Origin of the sequence: Candidatus Stoquefichus massiliensis AP9 (genome assembly GCF_000455285.1) — a bacterium.
GTDB classification, from domain to species: Bacteria; Bacillota_I; Bacilli_A; order Erysipelotrichales; family Coprobacillaceae; genus Stoquefichus; species Stoquefichus massiliensis.
In genome coordinates this window covers 167,204-183,835 of the sequence record NZ_HG005284.1, presented here as the reverse complement: position 1 = coordinate 183,835, position 16,632 = coordinate 167,204, and the positions used below count along the sequence as shown (strand labels likewise).

The following is a 16,632-nucleotide window of genomic DNA, read 5'->3' as shown; positions in this document are numbered from 1 at the left end:
ATGATAGTCTTATTATAGCATATAAAAATAAAAAAATGGTAAAATTTATAAAAAATATAACATTATAATCTTTACAAATAAACATTATAATGTTATAGTGTAAGCGTAAACAAAATAGTTGAGGAGAAAAAGTATGGAAAAGTTTATGAAAATGATTGAAGAAAAGTTAATGCCTGTGGCGTTGAAGATTAGCGGACAACGTCATATGCAAGCGGTAAGACAAGGGGTTGTTGCAACATTACCGCTCACAATTGTAGGGTCGTTCTTTTGTATCCTATTGAATATTCCTATTGATGGATATTCAGAATTTATTGCCCCATATCTTAATATTGTAGATGTACCATTTCGTTTTACTGTAGGTATCTTAGCGTTATATGCTGCTTATGGTATTGGTTCATCACTTGCAAGATACTACAAGTTAGATCAATTAGGATGTGGTATGTTAGCAACTGTCGCTTTCTTAGTTTCAACAGTTGTGCCAATCAAAATCACAGCTGGGATGCCAGAAGTTATTGCTGATGGTCGTTATTTATCAATCGGAGCATTAAGCGCAAGTTCATTATTTGGAGCAATTGTTGCAGCATTAATATCTGTAGAAATTTATCGTTTCTGTAAAGAAAAAAATATCGTGATTAAAATGCCAGATGGAGTACCACCAGAAGTTGCTAATTCATTTAGTGCATTGATTCCAGCAGCAGTTGTTATCTTATTATTTTGGGTTGTACGTTATGTATTTAACTTTGATATTAGTGCAACATTAAGTAATTTATTAATGCCTTTAAAAGACACATTATCAGGAAATAGTTTATTAGGTGGTTTATTAACAGTGACATTAATTACATTCTTCTGGGTACTTGGTATTCATGGTCCAGCCATCATGTCACCAGTTATCAGACCAATTTGGGATATGACAATTGCAGAAAACATGGAAGTATTTGCAGCAGGAACAGCAGCAAGTCAATTACCAAATTTATTTACAGAACAGTTCTTACAATGGTTTATTTGGATTGGTGGAGCTGGAGCAACTTTAGCTTTAGTATGTTTATTCTTAAGATCAAAATCTCAATATATTAAGAGTTTAGGAAGATTATGTCTGATTCCGGGTATCTTTAATATCAATGAACCAGTGATCTTTGGTGCACCAATTGTTATGAATCCAATTCTTGCGATACCATTTGTTGTTGCACCAATTATTATGACAATTGTTTCTTATTTATTTACAATTTCAGGTTTAGTACCAATGATGATGGCAAAATTACCATTTACATTACCAGCACCATTAGCCGCTGTTATGTCAACTGACTGGTCTATTATGGCAGGGGTACTCGTTATTATTAACTTTATTATTGCCTTAGTGATTTATTATCCATTCTTTAAAATGTTTGAAAAACAACAATTAGAAAAAGAATTAGCAGCACATTCAGAAGCATAGAAAGGAAAGACATAGTCTTTGGTGAATAAAAATGATTCAAGTCTCAACATTTATAGGTGTATTATTAAGTTTCTTTATCACAACAATTTTATCTGAAAAGTATTATCAAAAACATTCTATCAAAACAAGATTACGTACAATGATTCTTTATATTATGGCATATATGTTTGTCTTATTAACAATCGTTGTCTTGATTCCAGCAGCATTTCCAATTTTAATTTATGGAAGTGTAGTTATGGCAAGTTTCTTTAATGTCTTTAATTCACATCGTAAGATTCCAGGAGAGGTAGAAGCATGAAAAGATCATTAGGAATATCTATTTATCCAGAACACAGTACAGTAGAAAAGGATAAAGCTTATCTTAAATTAGCAAGTACATATGGTTTTACAAGAGTCTTTACATGTTTATTATCAGTGAATAAACCAAAAGAAGAAATTGTTTCTGAATTTAAAGAGATTATTGAATATGCAACAGGATTAGGTTATGAAGTAATATTAGATGTAGCTCCAGCTGTCTTTGATCAGTTAGGTATCTCTTATGATGATTTAACATTCTTTCATGAAATGGGAGCAACTGGTATTCGTTTAGACATGGGATTTGATGGTGCAAAAGAAGCTATGCTTACATTTAACCCTTATCAATTAGCAATTGAAATCAATATGTCAAACAATGTTGCTTATCTTGATAACATTTTGACATATCAGCCAAATGTTCCATTCCTTTATGGGTGTCATAACTTTTATCCACAACTTGGAACAGGATTAGATTACGATTTCTTTGTTCAATGTTCAACACGCTTTAAACAACATGGCATTAGAACAGCAGCTTTTATTAACTCACATGCAGCCAATATTGGTCCTTGGTCTATTAACGATGGTTTATGTACATTAGAAATGCATAGACATTTACCGGTTGAAGTTCAGGCAAAACACTTATTTGCGACAAACTTAATTGATGATGTGATTATTGGTAATGCTTATGCAAGTGAAGATGAATTAAAAGCATTATCTAATGTCAATCGTTATCAATTAGAATTAAGCGTAAAACCGATTGAAAAAACAAGTCAATTAGAAAAAGAAATTATGTATCAAGAACAACATTATCGTCGTGGAGATATTACAAAACAAGCTGTTCGTTCAACTGAAGTCAGAAAGAAACAAGTGGGAAAAGATATCCCATGTCATGATCATTTAGATGCCTTTACAGCAGGAGATGTTGTGATTGGGAATAATGATTTTGGAAAATACAAAGGAGAACTTCAAATTATCTTAGAAGAATGTTATGATAAACGTAAGAATAAAGTGGGTAGAGTTGTTGATGAAGAATTGTTTTTGATGAATTATATTGATGCATGGACAAAATTTAAATTGAAAGAGAAATGATGCAAGTGGAAAATTATGTAATCAAACAAGCAAGACTTATAAATGAACAGCGAGTAGATATACTTGTTGAAAATGGAATCATTCAAGATATTGCTGAACATATTGAAAGTTCATATGAGACTGTGAATTTTTATGATGATTATGTCAGTGCTGGCTGGATTGATATACATACACATTGTTTTGATAAATTTGAAATTTATGGGGATCAGCCAGATTTAATTGGCTATCCTCATGGTGTATGTACAGTTGTAGATGCAGGAACTGCTGGTAGTGATACAATAGATGAATTTTATCAGCAAGCATTATCTGCTAAAACAAGAGTGTATTCTTTATTGAATATATCAAGTCCTGGTATTTATGCTCAGGATGAATTAGCTGATTTAAATCGTTTAAATAAAGAAGCTATTTTAAAATCTTGTCAAAAGTATCCTGACTTTATTGTTGGTTTAAAAGCGAGAATGTCAAAAAGTGTATTAGGAGATTCAGGGAATCAGCCATTGGTATTTGCAAAAGAAATGCAAAAACTTGTGAATTTACCGATTATGGTACATATTGGAACAGCTCCTAGTGTCTTAGAAGATGTTGTTGATATGTTGGATAAAGACGATATCATTACTCATATTTTTAATCCTAAGGATAATGGAATTGTTAAGAATCGAGATTTAAAAGCATGTGTTTTTAAAGCAAAGGAAAAAGGGATTTTATTAGATGTAGGTCATGGTACTGATAGTTTTTCTTTTGAAGTGGCTAAGATTGCTTTTGATAAAAATGTTCATGTTGATATAATCAGTAGTGATATTTATTTTAGAAATAGATTAAATGGACCTGTTTATAATTTAGTCACAACAATGAATAAATTATTATACATAGGATATATGTTAGAAGAAGTCATCAATGCAGTGACTAAAAATGCTGCTAAAGCATTACATTTCAATAATCTTGGCGAAATCGCAATTGGAAAGATAGCTGATTTTACAGTCTTTAAGATGTGTTCAAAGGATATAAAATTAATGGATTCTACACATTTAGAAGTGAAGAGTCATTATTATATTCAACCAACACATACGATTGTCAAAAATCAACTTTATCAATTAGAGGAGGAAAAGTCATGAATGTTTATGAAAAATATCAGGTCAGTCAAGTGATTAATGCTTCTGGAAAAATGACTATCTTAGGAGGTTCGCGTGTTCAGGATGATATTATTGAACAATGTGCCTTAGGAGCAGGTAATTTCTTTGAAGTGAAAGAGTTGCTTGATAAAACAGGAGAATACATTGCTAATCTTTTAGATATTGAAAGTGCATATATTGTGAATAGTGCATCAGGTGGTATTGCCCAGGCAATAAGTGCTGCAATTTGTCGAGACGATCATCATAAAATCATGAATCTTTATGATCCTTCTTATGAAAAAAGAGAAGTTGTGATTTGCAAAGGACATAATGTCAATTACGGAACAGCAATTGAAGTGACAATGAGATTAGGTGGAGCTAAGGTTGTTGAAGCAGGTTATGCCAACGAATGTACTTTAGAAAGTCTTAAAGGATGTATGAATGAAAATACAGCCGCTTTGCTTTATGTCAAATCACATCATTGTGTCCAAAAAGGGATGCCTTCACCAGAAGATTTTATCAACTTAGGTCATCAATATGGTTTGCCTGTCATTGTTGATGCCGCAGCGGAAGGTGATTTAGTGAAATATTATCATATGGGTGCTGAATGTGTCATTTATTCAGGAACAAAAGCATTATGTGGACCAACTTCTGGATTGGTTATTGGAAAGAATGATTATATTGAGTTAATCAAAAAACAATATGCTGGTATTGGACGTATCATGAAAATTGGTAAAGAAAATATCATTGGATTGACTTATGCGATTGAAAAATATATGCAGACTCCTGAATTAACATTACAGCAACAAATGGAACGTTTAAAACCATTTAATGATTTATTAAATCAGCTAAATGGTGTATCAGCAAAATCTGTTCAAGATGGAGCAGGACGTCCAATTATAAGAAGTGAAATCACTTTTACAAAGAAAGATGCAAAAAAAATCAGTGCTTTATTAAAATCAGGAGATATTCATATTTATACACGTGATTATAAAGCAAACTTAGGACAAATTGAAATAGATATAAGAGATGTCAATGATGAAGAATTAATGATGATTTATCGTCGTATTCAAGAACTTGTGGAGGAATAAGAATGGAAAAGAAACCAAATTACTTAAATGATCGTATTTGCTTAAATGTTTTAACAAATTCATTAGAAAATGCTAAGGCATTATATGATATAACTGAAGGACATATTTTATTAGGTTTATTATCAAAGAACTATCTTGATAATGCTTCTGCTATTGAAGATATGCTTAAATATGCAGCTATTACAGATAATTGTATTTCGGTAGGATTAGGTGCAGGTGATCCGAATCAATCAAATATGGTGAGTACTATCTCACAATATATCCAGCCAAGACATGTCAATCAAGTCTTTACAGGAGTTGGAACAACACGTGCATTACTTGGACAAAATGATACAGTTGTCAATGGGTTAATATCACCAACTGGAACAGTAGGTATGGTGAAGATTTCAACAGGACCATTAAGCAGTCAAGGAAAAGATGCTATTGTCCCAGTTGATACAGCTATCATGATGTTAAAAGACATGGGGTGCTCATCAGTTAAATTCTTCCCAATGAAAGGTTTATCAACAAGAGATGAATATATTGAAGTCTGCAAAGCTTGTGTACGTCAAGATTTTATGTTAGAACCAACAGGTGGTATTGATTTAGATAACTTTAAAGAAATCTGTCAAATCGCATTAGATGCAGGTGTTAAAAAAGTCATTCCTCACGTTTATTCATCAATTATAGATCCAAATACAAAATTAACACGTGAAGAAGATGTTCAAAAATTATATGAAATCATGAAAGATTTAACAAAGTAGGTGAAGATATGAAGATATTAGCATTTGGAGAAGTCATGATGCGTATGATGCCATCTGATTATAAAACTTTAACACAAGTCAATGAACTTGAATTTCTGTTTACAGGAACAGGAGTCAATATATTATCAGGTTTATATCAAATGGGTGAGCAAGTGACTCTTGTTACGAGATTGCCAGATAATGCTGTTGGACATGCTGCCAGTGCTAGTATCAGAAAACTTGGCATTATTGATCAATATATTGTTTATGGTGATCAGCATATGGGCATTTACTTTTTGGAAAAAGGCATTGGCAATCGTGCCAGTCAGGTGACTTATTTAAATCGTAAAGATAGTTCATTTGGACATAGCCAATTCAGTGATTATGATTTCTCTTGTTTAGATGGACAAGATGCCTTACATATTTGTGGCATTTCACTTGCCATGAATAAAAATGTAAGAGAAGTCGCATTTGCAATTGTGCAAGAAGCCAAAAAAAGAGGAATCAAAGTGATCTTTGATTGTAATTTTAGACCAAGTTTATGGGATGAAAATGAAAGAGTTTATGTGAAAGATATTTATGAAGAAATGCTTAATCAGGCAGATATTGTATTTGCTGGCTATAAAGATGCAACGTTATTGTTAGAAATGACTGTTGATCAAAATCTCCCTTTTGAAAAACAATTAGAAGTCCTATTACGTCAAATGTGTCAGCAATATCATATTGAAACAATATTTGGAACAAATCGTAAAACGGATAATCTCACTGGGTATATGTTTTGTGAAAATCAACTTATCACAAGTACAACATATCCATTAACAGTGTATGATCGTGTTGGTGGTGGAGATGGTTTTGCAGCAGGAGCTATTTATGGATATTTACATCAGATGAATCATCAGCAATTAATCAATTATGCAACAGTGAGTGGAATCTTAGCACATACAACTTATGGGGATAGTCCTATAGCAACCAAACAACAAATCATAGATTTTATGGAAAATGGGAAAGAAGATATTAAAAGATAGCTTAGTGCTATCTTTTTGCTTAGTAAGAAAATAATATATTTATTTTGAATTTTAAAGGTGTAAATAATTATATTAAGATACTTATGGATATTATTATCATAAAAATCTATGAGTTTTAATAAATAGCAGTCAACTTTATTAGCCTATAGAAAGTTTTCCATAAATTAGATAAAAAAGCGAGTGTCTTACCCACTAATAGTATGGATGTAATTAAGAACGTAGTTCAAATATTTTGAATCATTTTATATATGTGATATATTATGAGTGAAGAAAGATTATTCTTTTATAAAGTTAATAAGTTTATTTATGTTTATGGACTGTGTGTAACGGCTGCGTAGAAAAATAATCTTGCACGTTGATATGTAAGATTCTCATTTAGTTAGTAATAAAATGTTTTATAAGATAAGAACATTGATAATATTATCTAAGCTATATAAGAAGGGTGAGATTATATGAAAATTACAGGTGAGAAGTCATATATATACTTTGATTTAGAAAATGATTATACATTAAAAGCAGAAGGTGAATTACTCTATAATAATACTTTTATTGTTTTTAAGGATTCAATGGAAAAATGGGATCCACATCATGAAAATGAAGAACTATCAAATAAACAAATTGATGAAATAATAATTGGTGTTAAAAAATGTACTAAAAGAGTAAAATGAAATAAAGTTTAAATAGTGAGAGATAGATGATTCAATATTATGAAAATAGAATAAATAATTTTAATTTGAAATGATTCTTTTTGTTAAAGTGAAGAAAATATGTGATAGAATATAAGGAGAAATATTTATTTTCAATAGATGAAAATAATGTGCAAATTTCTTAATTTTCATTATACTGTAAGTATAAAAACAAGGAGGATGAATAATGGAAAAGAAACCTGTAAAAATTGTAACAATTGGTGGAGGAAGCAGTTATACTCCAGAATTAATGGAAGGATTTATCAAAAGATATGAAAAACTTCCAATTAAAGAAATGTGGTTAGTTGACATTGAAGATGGTAAAGAAAAATTAGAAATCGTTGGTGCTATGGCTCAACGTATGTGGGATGCATCTCCTTATGATGTGAAAGTTCATTTAACATTAGACAGAAGAGATGCTTTAAAAGATGCAGACTTCGTAACTACTCAATTTAGAGTTGGTTTATTAAATGCACGTATTAAAGACGAAAGAATTCCTTTCTCTTATGGAATGTTAGGACAAGAAACAAATGGTGCAGGAGGAATGTTTAAAGCATTGAGAACAATTCCTGTTATCTTAAGTATTGTAGAAGATATGAAAGAATTATGTCCAGATGCATGGTTAGTTAACTTCACAAATCCAAGTGGTATGGTTACTGAAGCTGTTATGAAATATGGTCAATGGGATAAAGTCATTGGATTATGTAATGTACCAGTAGGTGCTATGATGGCTGAACCTGAAACAATTGGGAAAACTTTAGATGAATTGGTTTATAAATTTGCTGGATTGAACCATTTCCATTGGCATAAAGTCTTTGATTTAAATGGTAATGATGTAACACAACAAATCATTGATGCAATGTATGAAGGTAAAGATGGTGGAATTCCTGCTAATATTCATGATATTCCATTCTTTAAAGAACAATTAGATCAAATGAAAATGATTCCTTGTGGATATCATAGATACTATTATCGTCAACAAGAAATGTTAGCTCATGGTATTGAAGAATTTAATACAATTGGAACACGTGGACAACAAGTGAAACAAACAGAAGAAGAACTATTTGAATTATATAAAGACCCTGCTTTGAACTACAAACCAGAACAATTAACAAAACGTGGTGGAACTCATTACTCAGATGCAGCATGTGAAACAATTGCATCTATTTATGCAAATAGTAATACTCATATGGTTGTTACAACTAAAAATAATGGAGCAGTTCCTGATTTACCAGCTGACTGTGCAGTAGAAGTTTCTGCATTTATTGGTTCAGCAGGAGCAAGAGCCATTGCATTTGGATCATTAGAGCCAGCTCAAAGAGGATGGCTACAATGCATGAAGAACATGGAAATGTGTGTTGAAGAAGCAGCAGTAACAGGAGATTATGGATTAGCTTTACAAGCATTTATCTTAAATCCTCAAGTCCCTTCTGGAGAAAATGCAAAAAGAGTTTTAGATGAATTATTAATTGCTCATAAAAAATACTTACCACAATTTGCTGATAAAATTGCAGAATTAGAAGCAGCAGGTGTGACAATTAAAGATGATGTGGCTAGAGAATTAACTGAAAAAGGTTTATAAGAAAAAAGAAAAGATCATTCCACAATGATCTTTTTCTATAACTTCTTTTCAATATTTTTCATAATAACTTTTTCAGCATGATGAGCTAATTTTTCACCAAACAATGCTAATGATATTTTATTAAAGATAGCTCCAGTTTTGATTTCGTAATGAACAGAAACTTTTGTAGTTGTTGAGTCAATTGCTTTTAGATTAATATGAATATTATTGCTTTCTGAACTGTATTTACTGTTTACAGACTCGATATGTAAAAGATATTCATCATTTTTAAAAGATGCAGTGAAAACATTGTAGAGATCACCATCAGCTATTTCTTTCCATTGTGTGTTAGAAATCGGCTCGATTTTAGCATTCCATTCAGAAATAATATCAGATGGACTATGCAAGACATCCCATACCCTTTCTATTGAAGCATGAATAGTATTTTCGAAATCATATGTTTTCATAATTTCCCTCCTTGTTTATATTATAGCATGTTCTTATGTGGACAAGGTAAAAAATATTATCCTAAAAAAATAAAAGTTACACTCTTATAAAATTGATGTATACTAATAATAAGGATGTGAGAAAATGATAACACCAAAACACTTGAAAAAGAAGATTACTGGAGATTATAGAATCATTGTCATCAGTGATATTCATGGACATTTAGATAGATTTAAATCATTACTACAAAAAGTAAGATACACACCAGATGATTATTTAATTATATTAGGAGATTTTGTAGAAAAAGGAGATCAGGTTATTGAAACCATTCATTATGTACAAAAACTGAATCAAAATAAAAGAACATATGTTCTGGCAGGAAACTGTGAATGGGCATTAGATGCTTTACTAACTATACCAGAGCTTGCTATACAAATACCACAATATTTAAAACGAATTTCATCAAATGGCTGTATTCGAGAAGTTTATCATCTTCTTCATTTAGATGATGGACATGAAACAAAACTAGGTGTTCAAAAGAAAATTGCAGAATATCTAAAAAACGAACTTGCTTTCATCTCTCATTTACCAGTCACATTAAAAATCAATGAATTTCTATTTGTCCATGCTGGAATTGAAAAAAGAAAAGATTATCAAAACAGTTCATTATCATCTTTATTAGAAATGCAGCATTTTTATGATCAGGGACATATTCTTGATGAAATGGTTATTGTAGGACATTTACCAACATCGAATTATTATCAAAATCATATATGCAATGATATTATTATTGATCAGGATAAAAGAATTATTTGTATAGATGGTGGAACAGGTGTGAAATCTGTTTCACAATTAAATGCATTAATTATAGAATGCAAAAATAGGCAAGTTCAATATAGACAAGATTATGTTCAACCTTTACCAGTATATTGGGTAATTGAAGATGTTTATGAACCTATGGAATATGTTCATAAGATTGGATATCCTTATTTTGAAATACAAGTTGAAAAAACAGGTGACCAATTCAGCCGATGTTATCAGGAAGATACACATCAAAGATTGTTCATTAAAAATGAATTTTTATATCAGAAAAATGGAAAAACATATTGTTTAGATGATTATACTGATTATATGATTTCAGTTCATGTAGGTGAGTATGTCAAACTACTTGGTGTTTATGATCAATATGCATATGTTATATATCAAAATGAAATTGGCTGGATAAAATATGAATATTTAAAAGCATTATAGCCATACTATTAATGGTGATAGAAATGAATGAAGAAACATGTATTGAAGAGTTATTCAATGGCTTAAATATGGGGATGATTGCGATAGATCATCTTCTAGATAAAATTCAAAATCCAAAGTTAAGAGATATCGTCATTCATCAAAGAAAAAATTATGGTGATTTAAAAACAAAAGTACAAAATACATATACGAATGCAGAAGATGAAGTCAAAAATAAATTTATGTTAGAATCTATGATAGAGATGAAAATGTTGATGAGTGATGATGCGAAAATTGCGAAAATGTTAACTGAAGGCAGTAATCAGGCAATTATAACAATGACACATCTTTTAAATAAAGAGGAACATGTAGATCAGACTTTAAAAGGTTATTGTGATGATTTTGAAGATATATCAAAGAAATATATAGAAGAATTAAAAGCCTATTTATAAAAACACAAGTGAATTGTCACTTGTGTTTTTTGTCCACATATTTTGTCAAAAATATTTCAGTTAGGAATTTATGGACATCTCACATTTTAAATGAAAGTAAATAAAAAACAATGACTTTAAGTGTAAATGAAGTTTTGGTGTCAGTATTTTATAGACGTATATAGAATCATGCATAAAAATCATCATTTGTTAGAAATGGAATAGAATAAAGAATATAAAAATTATATAGTTATAAAAAAGGAGGAAAGATAATGGTAAGAATTTTATTGGTTTGTGCAGGAGGAATGTCAACAAGTCTCCTTATGTTAAGAATGCAGGAAGAAGCTCAAAAACAAAATCTTGATGTGAGTGTAGAAGCAGGTCCAGAGAAAAATATAGAAGAATATATGGGGAAATTTGATGTCCTGCTTTTGGGACCACAAGTCAGATATGCGTTAGGAAATATTCGGAAAGTATGTGAGGGGAAAGTGCCTTATGATGTTATTGATATGCGTGATTATGGGATGATGAATGGAAAAAAGGTTTTAGAGAAAGCTATCGAGATGTATAAAGATTTTTATCATAAAGACATCTAGTGAGTATTATTGAGAATGAACAAGATGAGAGTATATTTTGATATATTCTATCTTGTTCATTTTATATTGAAAGAATTTTTGCATAATAGGGAAACTTAAAAAAATAAAAGTGAGAAAATATGTCAAAATACATAGATGATATATACATAGATATATTAGTGGAATATTATAATTTTATACAAAGGGGGTTTTGATATGATTATAGAAAGATTGATTGATGAAAAAGAACTGACAGAATCAGAAAAACAGATTGGATACTATATTCTTGATAAGAATAATGAATTAGCAATGACGAGTGTTGAGCTTGCAAAAAGAAGTTATACTTCACAATCTACAGTTATGAGATTATATAAGAAATTAGGTTTTCAATCTTATCGAGAGTTTATTTCACAATTAATTTTAGAAAGAAATGAATATTTTAAGATTGATGATATTGCATTTGAAGAATCAGAAAATTATATGTCAGATTATGAAGAAGTGAAATCATTGATTTCAAAGATGTATGCTTTATCTTTGGTGAAAACGAATATACTGTTAGATAAGAATGTTGTTATAAGAATATGTAATCGTTTATTGAGTGCATCCTCGATTGATGTCTATGCTATAGGGATATCAAGTGTTTTAGGGAGGCAGTTGGTATTTAAACTTCAATCACTTGGCTTACAATGTACATTTCATGATGTATTAAATATTCATTATGTTCATAAGAGGGATCAAAGGAATGTTTCAATAGTATTTGGATTATCAGGGAAAAATCCAGCTATTTATAATATTGTACAAACTTTATCAAAGCAAAAGAATTATATTGTTTCTATATTAGGTTGTAAAGAGAATAAAATAATTGATTTATGTGATGATCATTTGATTTTTTTTACAAATCAAATTGATCATACAGATGTCATGATAGATTTATTTACAGGTGAATATATTGTTAATCTTATTTATATGCTTTTAAAAGGTAAGTTTCAAAATAAGAGTGATTAAATATCGTCAAAGAAAATGTTATTCTATAAATTTAAAGAAGTGTTTCCACCATTCCTTTTTATATGAATTGTTATGAAATTATAGAAAGTTATAATATAAGAGACATATAGAAAGGGAGGAAAATATATGGATGCTTTTGCTGATAAGCTAGGACGTGTTGGAGCGTGGTGCGGACAAAACAAGTATTTAGGTGCCATTAAAAATGCGTTCCAAAATTTTATGCCAGCTACAATTGCTGGTGCTATTGGTGTTCTTTGGTCTAATGTATTGGTTAATGCTGATACAGGATTAGGTCAAGTTTGGTCACCAATTATGGCATTAGAATTTCTTAATCCAATTTTTAATGCTATTAACTTTGCAACAATCTCATGTATTTCTGTAGGTATCGTTATGCTTGTGGGGCATGAAATTGCTGAAGCAAATGGAGAGACAGGGGCTTTCCCTACAGTTTTATCTTTTATTTCATGGTTAGTTGTTACGCCAACAAATTTCTATTTTTGGCAAAGTGTAAGTAGTGAAGGAAAAAACATTATTTCGAATGGAGCAGTTTTACCTGGTGGAAGTGAATCAATGACAACATTTACTGGAATTGGTTCAAGTTATTTAGGTGCTACAGGTCTATTTACAGCCTTAATTGTTGGGATTGTTGCAATGGAAGTTTTTGGTTTCTTAAGAAAACAGGATTCATTGAAAATTAAGATGCCTGATCAAGTTCCACCTGGAGTTATGCGAGCTTTTGAAGTTTTAATTCCAGCTTGTATTATGCTAGTTATAGTTGGAGCTGTTGGTCATTTTATTTATTTAGCTACAGGGTTATATTTAAATGATTTAATCAGTACTTATATTCAAGGACCATTAATGGGTATCGTTGGGGAAAATATTATTGCTGTATTATTCCTATACTTGCTTGTTTCTTTGTTTTGGCTAGTGGGTATTCATGGTGCAAATATGATTTCAGCAGTTAAAGATCCATTCTTTAGACCACTGTTAATCGCAAATATGACAATGTTTCAAGAGGGAGCAAAATCTGGTTACCATACAATTAATGTGACATTCTTACAAATGTTTGGAGAAATGACTGGTTCAGGTATTACTGGAGCTTTGGTGGCTGCTATCTTTATCTTTGGGAAAAGAGAAGATAATAGAGCCATTGCTTCTTTATCACTCATTCCAGGATTATTTAATATTAATGAGACAGTGGTATTTGGTATACCGATGGTTTTAAATCCAATTCTTGGGATTCCATTTATTTTAGCACCAATGGCAAGCCTTCTCATTGGATATTTCCTTATCACAATTGGATTTTGTCATCCAATTGTCATTGAGGCACCTTGGACAACACCACCAATATTATTTGGTTTCATTGCAACTGGAGGAAGTATAACAGGAGCAATTACACAATTGATTTGTTTTGGATGTTGTATTCTTATTTATACACCATTTCTTATCTTTTATGAAAGATATCAAAATAAACAAGCTGCAATGGTTGAATAAACTCATCTGTGATGAGTTTTTTCTTATAAAATGAACAGGGATTATCTTTCTTTAGGGGGTTGTAAAAAATAGTCAATGAAGTACAATGATAATATAGTAATTGACCAAGTAAGTCAGTAGGGGGAACTTTATGGAAGATAAATTCTTAGAATTACCTAAGGAAAAACAACTAAGAATTATTAATGCAGGTATGGAATACTTTGGAAAGTATGGTTATAAAAATGCAAGAACAGATGATATAGCAGCTAGGGCTGGTATATCAAAGGGATTATTGTTTTATTATTTCAAAAATAAAAAGAGTTTCTTCATATATTTGTTTCACTTTTGCGAAGACATATTAAAACAGTTTATAAGTATACAAGATGTTCATGAGATTACAGATTTCTTTGATATTATGGATTATGGGGCAGTAAGAAAAATGGAAATCATGATAAAATATCCATATATGCTTAATTTTATATTGAAAGCTTTTTATTCACAAAAAGAGGATGTCAGTCATGATATGAATTATTTGGCACAGAAAATTTTATCTCAAACTTTTGATAATTACTTTCAAAATATTGATATGAGTAAATTCAAGGAAGATATTGATGTGAGACAGGTTTATCAGATGCTTGTTTGGATGATGGAAGGATATTTAGTGGATATGTTAAGGAATGAGCAATCATTAGATGTTGATGAAATGCTGACTGAATTTGAAAAATGGAAAGTGATGTTTAAAAGAATGTGTTATAGGGAGGAATATTTATGAGTGTTATAGAAATTAATCATATTACCAAAGATTATGGTCATCATAAGGGAGTCTTTGATGTTTCGTTTGTAGTAGAAGAAGGAGAAGTCCTTGGATTTTTAGGACCTAATGGAAGTGGGAAAACAACAACTATTCGTCAATTAATGGGATTTATGAAACCGGATCAGGGAGATGTTAAAATTTTAGGTATGAATTGTTTTGATGATGCAAAACAAGTTCAGGGAAAATTAGGATATTTACCTGGTGAAATTGCCTTTATGGAAGATATGACAGGGCAAGAATTTATTCGTTTTATTGCTAAAATGAAAAATATGAAGGATATAAGTTATGCTGAGGAATTAATGCAATTTTTAGAATTGGATGCACGTGGAAAAATGAAACGTATGTCTAAGGGAATGAAACAGAAAATAGGGATTGTAATTGCTTTTATGCAGGATGCTCCGATTCTTATATTAGATGAACCAACAAGTGGATTGGATCCATTGATGCAAAATAAGTTTGTTGAATTAATTCAACAAGCTAAAAAAGATGGGAAGACTGTCTTGATGTCATCACATATTTTTGAAGAAGTTGAGAATACTTGTGATCGCGTTGTTATGATAAAAGAAGGGCATGTCGTAGCCACTGAAACAATGGAGAATTTAAGAAAGAATAGATTGAAACATTATGAGATTCATTTCTATGATGAAAATGATGCAATTGCTTTTATGGAGAAATATCATCAGGCAAAAAGAGATGGAGCAATTATTCATTTGATGTTGAAAGGACATACCAATCAGTTATTACAAGATTTAAGTCAATATGATATTGATGATTTCAATGCGAGACCTCAATCATTGGAAGAATTATTTCTGCATTATTATGGAGGTGAGGAAAAATGATCACTGTTTTATTGAAAAGAGAATGGAAATCAAATTATAAAATATTTTTCATATTTATAGCAGTTTTAACTTTATATGAATCATTAATTGTAGCTATGTATGATCCAAAATTAGGAGAAAGTTTAAATCTTATGGCTAAATCTATGCCTCAGCTCTTTGCGGCTTTTGGAATGATGGATCCTGGACTGACATTATTAGATTTTATTACCAATTATCTTTATGGATTTATTTTAACAGTTATTCCTTTAATTTATACAATCATTATGTGCCATCGTTTGATGGCTAGATATATTGATAAAGGTTCAATGGCTTATCTTTTAACAACACCACATACACGTACTCAAATCATGGCCACAGAGCTAATGGTTTTATTAAGTGGGGTTATCTTGTTAATTGTTTATTCTGTTGTTTTGATTTTAGGATGTAGTATTGTTATGTTCAGTGAATCGCTGAATATTGGAAAATTTTTTGTGATGAATATTGGATTATTAGGTATTCATATGCTATTTGCATGTATATGCTTTTTAACAACATGTTGTTTCAATGAAACAAAGCTATCTATTGGTATTGGGGCAGGAATTGGTATTGGGTCACTTTTAATTCAAATGTTATCACAGGTCAGTGATAAGATAGATTTTTTGAAATATATGACTCCATTAACATTATTTAATGCAAAAGGATTACAAGTTTATGATCAACAGGCCGTTTTCAATACTGTGATTTTATTTGTCTTAGCAGTTGGATGTATAATAGCAACATATATCATTTTTAAAAATAGAGATTTACCATTGTAAAAAAATCAGGACACT

18 protein-coding genes are annotated in these 16,632 nt (G+C 30.6%); 17 read left to right on the top strand and 1 reads right to left on the bottom strand.

Annotated features, from left to right (window positions below; translation table 11 throughout):
* The first annotated feature begins 133 nt into the window (after nt 1-133).
* The 9 genes from BN350_RS00965 (at nt 134) to BN350_RS00925 (ending at nt 9,030) form a co-directional block, all read left to right on the top strand.
* Nucleotides 134-1,432: a PTS sugar transporter subunit IIC gene (locus BN350_RS00965; protein ID WP_028041925.1), complete on the top strand. Its 1,299-nt coding sequence runs from the start codon at nt 134-136 to the stop codon at nt 1,430-1,432.
* A gap of 31 nt (nt 1,433-1,463) precedes the next feature.
* Nucleotides 1,464-1,730, top strand: coding sequence for a hypothetical protein (locus tag BN350_RS00960; protein WP_028041924.1), 267 nt, complete (start codon nt 1,464-1,466; stop codon nt 1,728-1,730).
* Nucleotides 1,727-2,815 (top strand): DUF871 domain-containing protein, encoded by a 1,089-nt coding sequence (locus tag BN350_RS00955; protein ID WP_028041923.1) that lies wholly within the window; start codon nt 1,727-1,729, stop codon nt 2,813-2,815. The genes BN350_RS00960 and BN350_RS00955 overlap by 4 nt, the downstream gene beginning before the upstream one ends.
* 5 nt (nt 2,816-2,820) lie before the next feature.
* Nucleotides 2,821-3,927 carry an amidohydrolase/deacetylase family metallohydrolase gene (locus tag BN350_RS00950; protein WP_028041922.1) on the top strand — a complete coding sequence of 369 codons (1,107 nt, stop codon included), beginning with the start codon at nt 2,821-2,823 and terminating at the stop codon, nt 3,925-3,927.
* Nucleotides 3,924-5,015: a DgaE family pyridoxal phosphate-dependent ammonia lyase gene (locus BN350_RS00945; RefSeq protein ID WP_044600017.1), complete on the top strand. Its 1,092-nt coding sequence runs from the start codon at nt 3,924-3,926 to the stop codon at nt 5,013-5,015. Before BN350_RS00950 ends, BN350_RS00945 begins: the two co-directional genes overlap by 4 nt.
* A 2-nt stretch (nt 5,016-5,017) precedes the next feature.
* Complete coding sequence (gene dagF, locus BN350_RS00940) at nt 5,018-5,758, top strand: 2-dehydro-3-deoxy-phosphogluconate aldolase (RefSeq protein ID WP_028041920.1); 741 nt, start codon at nt 5,018-5,020, stop codon at nt 5,756-5,758.
* Between the two features lie 8 nt (nt 5,759-5,766).
* Nucleotides 5,767-6,762 (top strand): sugar kinase, encoded by a 996-nt coding sequence (locus tag BN350_RS00935; RefSeq protein ID WP_028041919.1) that lies wholly within the window; start codon nt 5,767-5,769, stop codon nt 6,760-6,762.
* A 452-nt stretch (nt 6,763-7,214) separates the two neighbouring features.
* Nucleotides 7,215-7,430, top strand: coding sequence for an Imm74 family immunity protein (locus tag BN350_RS00930; protein ID WP_028041918.1), 216 nt, complete (start codon nt 7,215-7,217; stop codon nt 7,428-7,430).
* A 205-nt stretch (nt 7,431-7,635) separates the two neighbouring features.
* On the top strand, nt 7,636-9,030 hold the full coding sequence (locus tag BN350_RS00925) for a 6-phospho-beta-glucosidase (RefSeq protein ID WP_028041917.1): 1,395 nt from the start codon (nt 7,636-7,638) through the stop codon (nt 9,028-9,030).
* A gap of 35 nt (nt 9,031-9,065) precedes the next feature.
* Here the strand turns inward: BN350_RS00925 and BN350_RS00920 are convergent, their stop codons facing one another.
* Complete coding sequence (locus tag BN350_RS00920; protein ID WP_028041916.1) at nt 9,066-9,476, bottom strand: hypothetical protein; 411 nt, start codon at nt 9,474-9,476, stop codon at nt 9,066-9,068.
* 124 nt (nt 9,477-9,600) lie between these two features.
* On the opposite strand from BN350_RS00920, the gene BN350_RS00915 reads away from it, so the two are divergent.
* The 8 genes from BN350_RS00915 (at nt 9,601) to BN350_RS00880 (ending at nt 16,617) form a co-directional block, all read left to right on the top strand.
* Nucleotides 9,601-10,707, top strand: coding sequence for a metallophosphoesterase (locus BN350_RS00915; RefSeq protein WP_028041915.1), 1,107 nt, complete (start codon nt 9,601-9,603; stop codon nt 10,705-10,707).
* A gap of 23 nt (nt 10,708-10,730) precedes the next feature.
* Nucleotides 10,731-11,138 carry a hypothetical protein gene (locus tag BN350_RS00910; protein ID WP_231385210.1) on the top strand — a complete coding sequence of 136 codons (408 nt, stop codon included), beginning with the start codon at nt 10,731-10,733 and terminating at the stop codon, nt 11,136-11,138.
* 251 nt (nt 11,139-11,389) lie between these two features.
* Complete coding sequence (locus BN350_RS00905; protein ID WP_028041913.1) at nt 11,390-11,713, top strand: PTS sugar transporter subunit IIB; 324 nt, start codon at nt 11,390-11,392, stop codon at nt 11,711-11,713.
* Nucleotides 11,714-11,908: 195 nt separating this feature from the next.
* Complete coding sequence (locus BN350_RS18110) at nt 11,909-12,697, top strand: MurR/RpiR family transcriptional regulator (RefSeq protein ID WP_044600016.1); 789 nt, start codon at nt 11,909-11,911, stop codon at nt 12,695-12,697.
* A 126-nt stretch (nt 12,698-12,823) separates the two neighbouring features.
* Nucleotides 12,824-14,191: a PTS sugar transporter subunit IIC gene (locus BN350_RS00895; protein WP_028041912.1), complete on the top strand. Its 1,368-nt coding sequence runs from the start codon at nt 12,824-12,826 to the stop codon at nt 14,189-14,191.
* Between the two features lie 130 nt (nt 14,192-14,321).
* Complete coding sequence (locus BN350_RS00890; protein ID WP_028041911.1) at nt 14,322-14,942, top strand: TetR/AcrR family transcriptional regulator; 621 nt, start codon at nt 14,322-14,324, stop codon at nt 14,940-14,942.
* Entirely contained in the window at nt 14,939-15,823 is an 885-nt protein-coding gene (locus BN350_RS00885) for an ABC transporter ATP-binding protein (RefSeq protein ID WP_028041910.1), read from the top strand. The genes BN350_RS00890 and BN350_RS00885 overlap by 4 nt, the downstream gene beginning before the upstream one ends.
* Nucleotides 15,820-16,617, top strand: a complete 798-nt coding sequence (locus tag BN350_RS00880; protein WP_028041909.1) for an ABC transporter permease subunit — start codon at nt 15,820-15,822, stop codon at nt 16,615-16,617. Before BN350_RS00885 ends, BN350_RS00880 begins: the two co-directional genes overlap by 4 nt.
* Nucleotides 16,618-16,632: the final 15 nt, after the last annotated feature.

Coding starts and splice junctions, on each gene's coding strand:
- BN350_RS00965 (WP_028041925.1), top strand. CDS start 134: ATGGAAAAGTTTATGAAAATGATTGAAGAAAAGTTAATGCCTGTGGCG.
- BN350_RS00960 (WP_028041924.1), top strand. CDS start 1,464: ATGATTCAAGTCTCAACATTTATAGGTGTATTATTAAGTTTCTTTATC.
- BN350_RS00955 (WP_028041923.1), top strand. CDS start 1,727: ATGAAAAGATCATTAGGAATATCTATTTATCCAGAACACAGTACAGTA.
- BN350_RS00945 (WP_044600017.1), top strand. CDS start 3,924: ATGAATGTTTATGAAAAATATCAGGTCAGTCAAGTGATTAATGCTTCT.
- dagF (WP_028041920.1), top strand. CDS start 5,018: ATGGAAAAGAAACCAAATTACTTAAATGATCGTATTTGCTTAAATGTT.
- BN350_RS00935 (WP_028041919.1), top strand. CDS start 5,767: ATGAAGATATTAGCATTTGGAGAAGTCATGATGCGTATGATGCCATCT.
- BN350_RS00930 (WP_028041918.1), top strand. CDS start 7,215: ATGAAAATTACAGGTGAGAAGTCATATATATACTTTGATTTAGAAAAT.
- BN350_RS00925 (WP_028041917.1), top strand. CDS start 7,636: ATGGAAAAGAAACCTGTAAAAATTGTAACAATTGGTGGAGGAAGCAGT.
- BN350_RS00920 (WP_028041916.1), bottom strand. CDS start 9,476: ATGAAAACATATGATTTCGAAAATACTATTCATGCTTCAATAGAAAGG.
- BN350_RS00915 (WP_028041915.1), top strand. CDS start 9,601: ATGATAACACCAAAACACTTGAAAAAGAAGATTACTGGAGATTATAGA.
- BN350_RS00910 (WP_231385210.1), top strand. CDS start 10,731: ATGAATGAAGAAACATGTATTGAAGAGTTATTCAATGGCTTAAATATG.
- BN350_RS00905 (WP_028041913.1), top strand. CDS start 11,390: ATGGTAAGAATTTTATTGGTTTGTGCAGGAGGAATGTCAACAAGTCTC.
- BN350_RS18110 (WP_044600016.1), top strand. CDS start 11,909: ATGATTATAGAAAGATTGATTGATGAAAAAGAACTGACAGAATCAGAA.
- BN350_RS00895 (WP_028041912.1), top strand. CDS start 12,824: ATGGATGCTTTTGCTGATAAGCTAGGACGTGTTGGAGCGTGGTGCGGA.
- BN350_RS00890 (WP_028041911.1), top strand. CDS start 14,322: ATGGAAGATAAATTCTTAGAATTACCTAAGGAAAAACAACTAAGAATT.
- BN350_RS00885 (WP_028041910.1), top strand. CDS start 14,939: ATGAGTGTTATAGAAATTAATCATATTACCAAAGATTATGGTCATCAT.
- BN350_RS00880 (WP_028041909.1), top strand. CDS start 15,820: ATGATCACTGTTTTATTGAAAAGAGAATGGAAATCAAATTATAAAATA.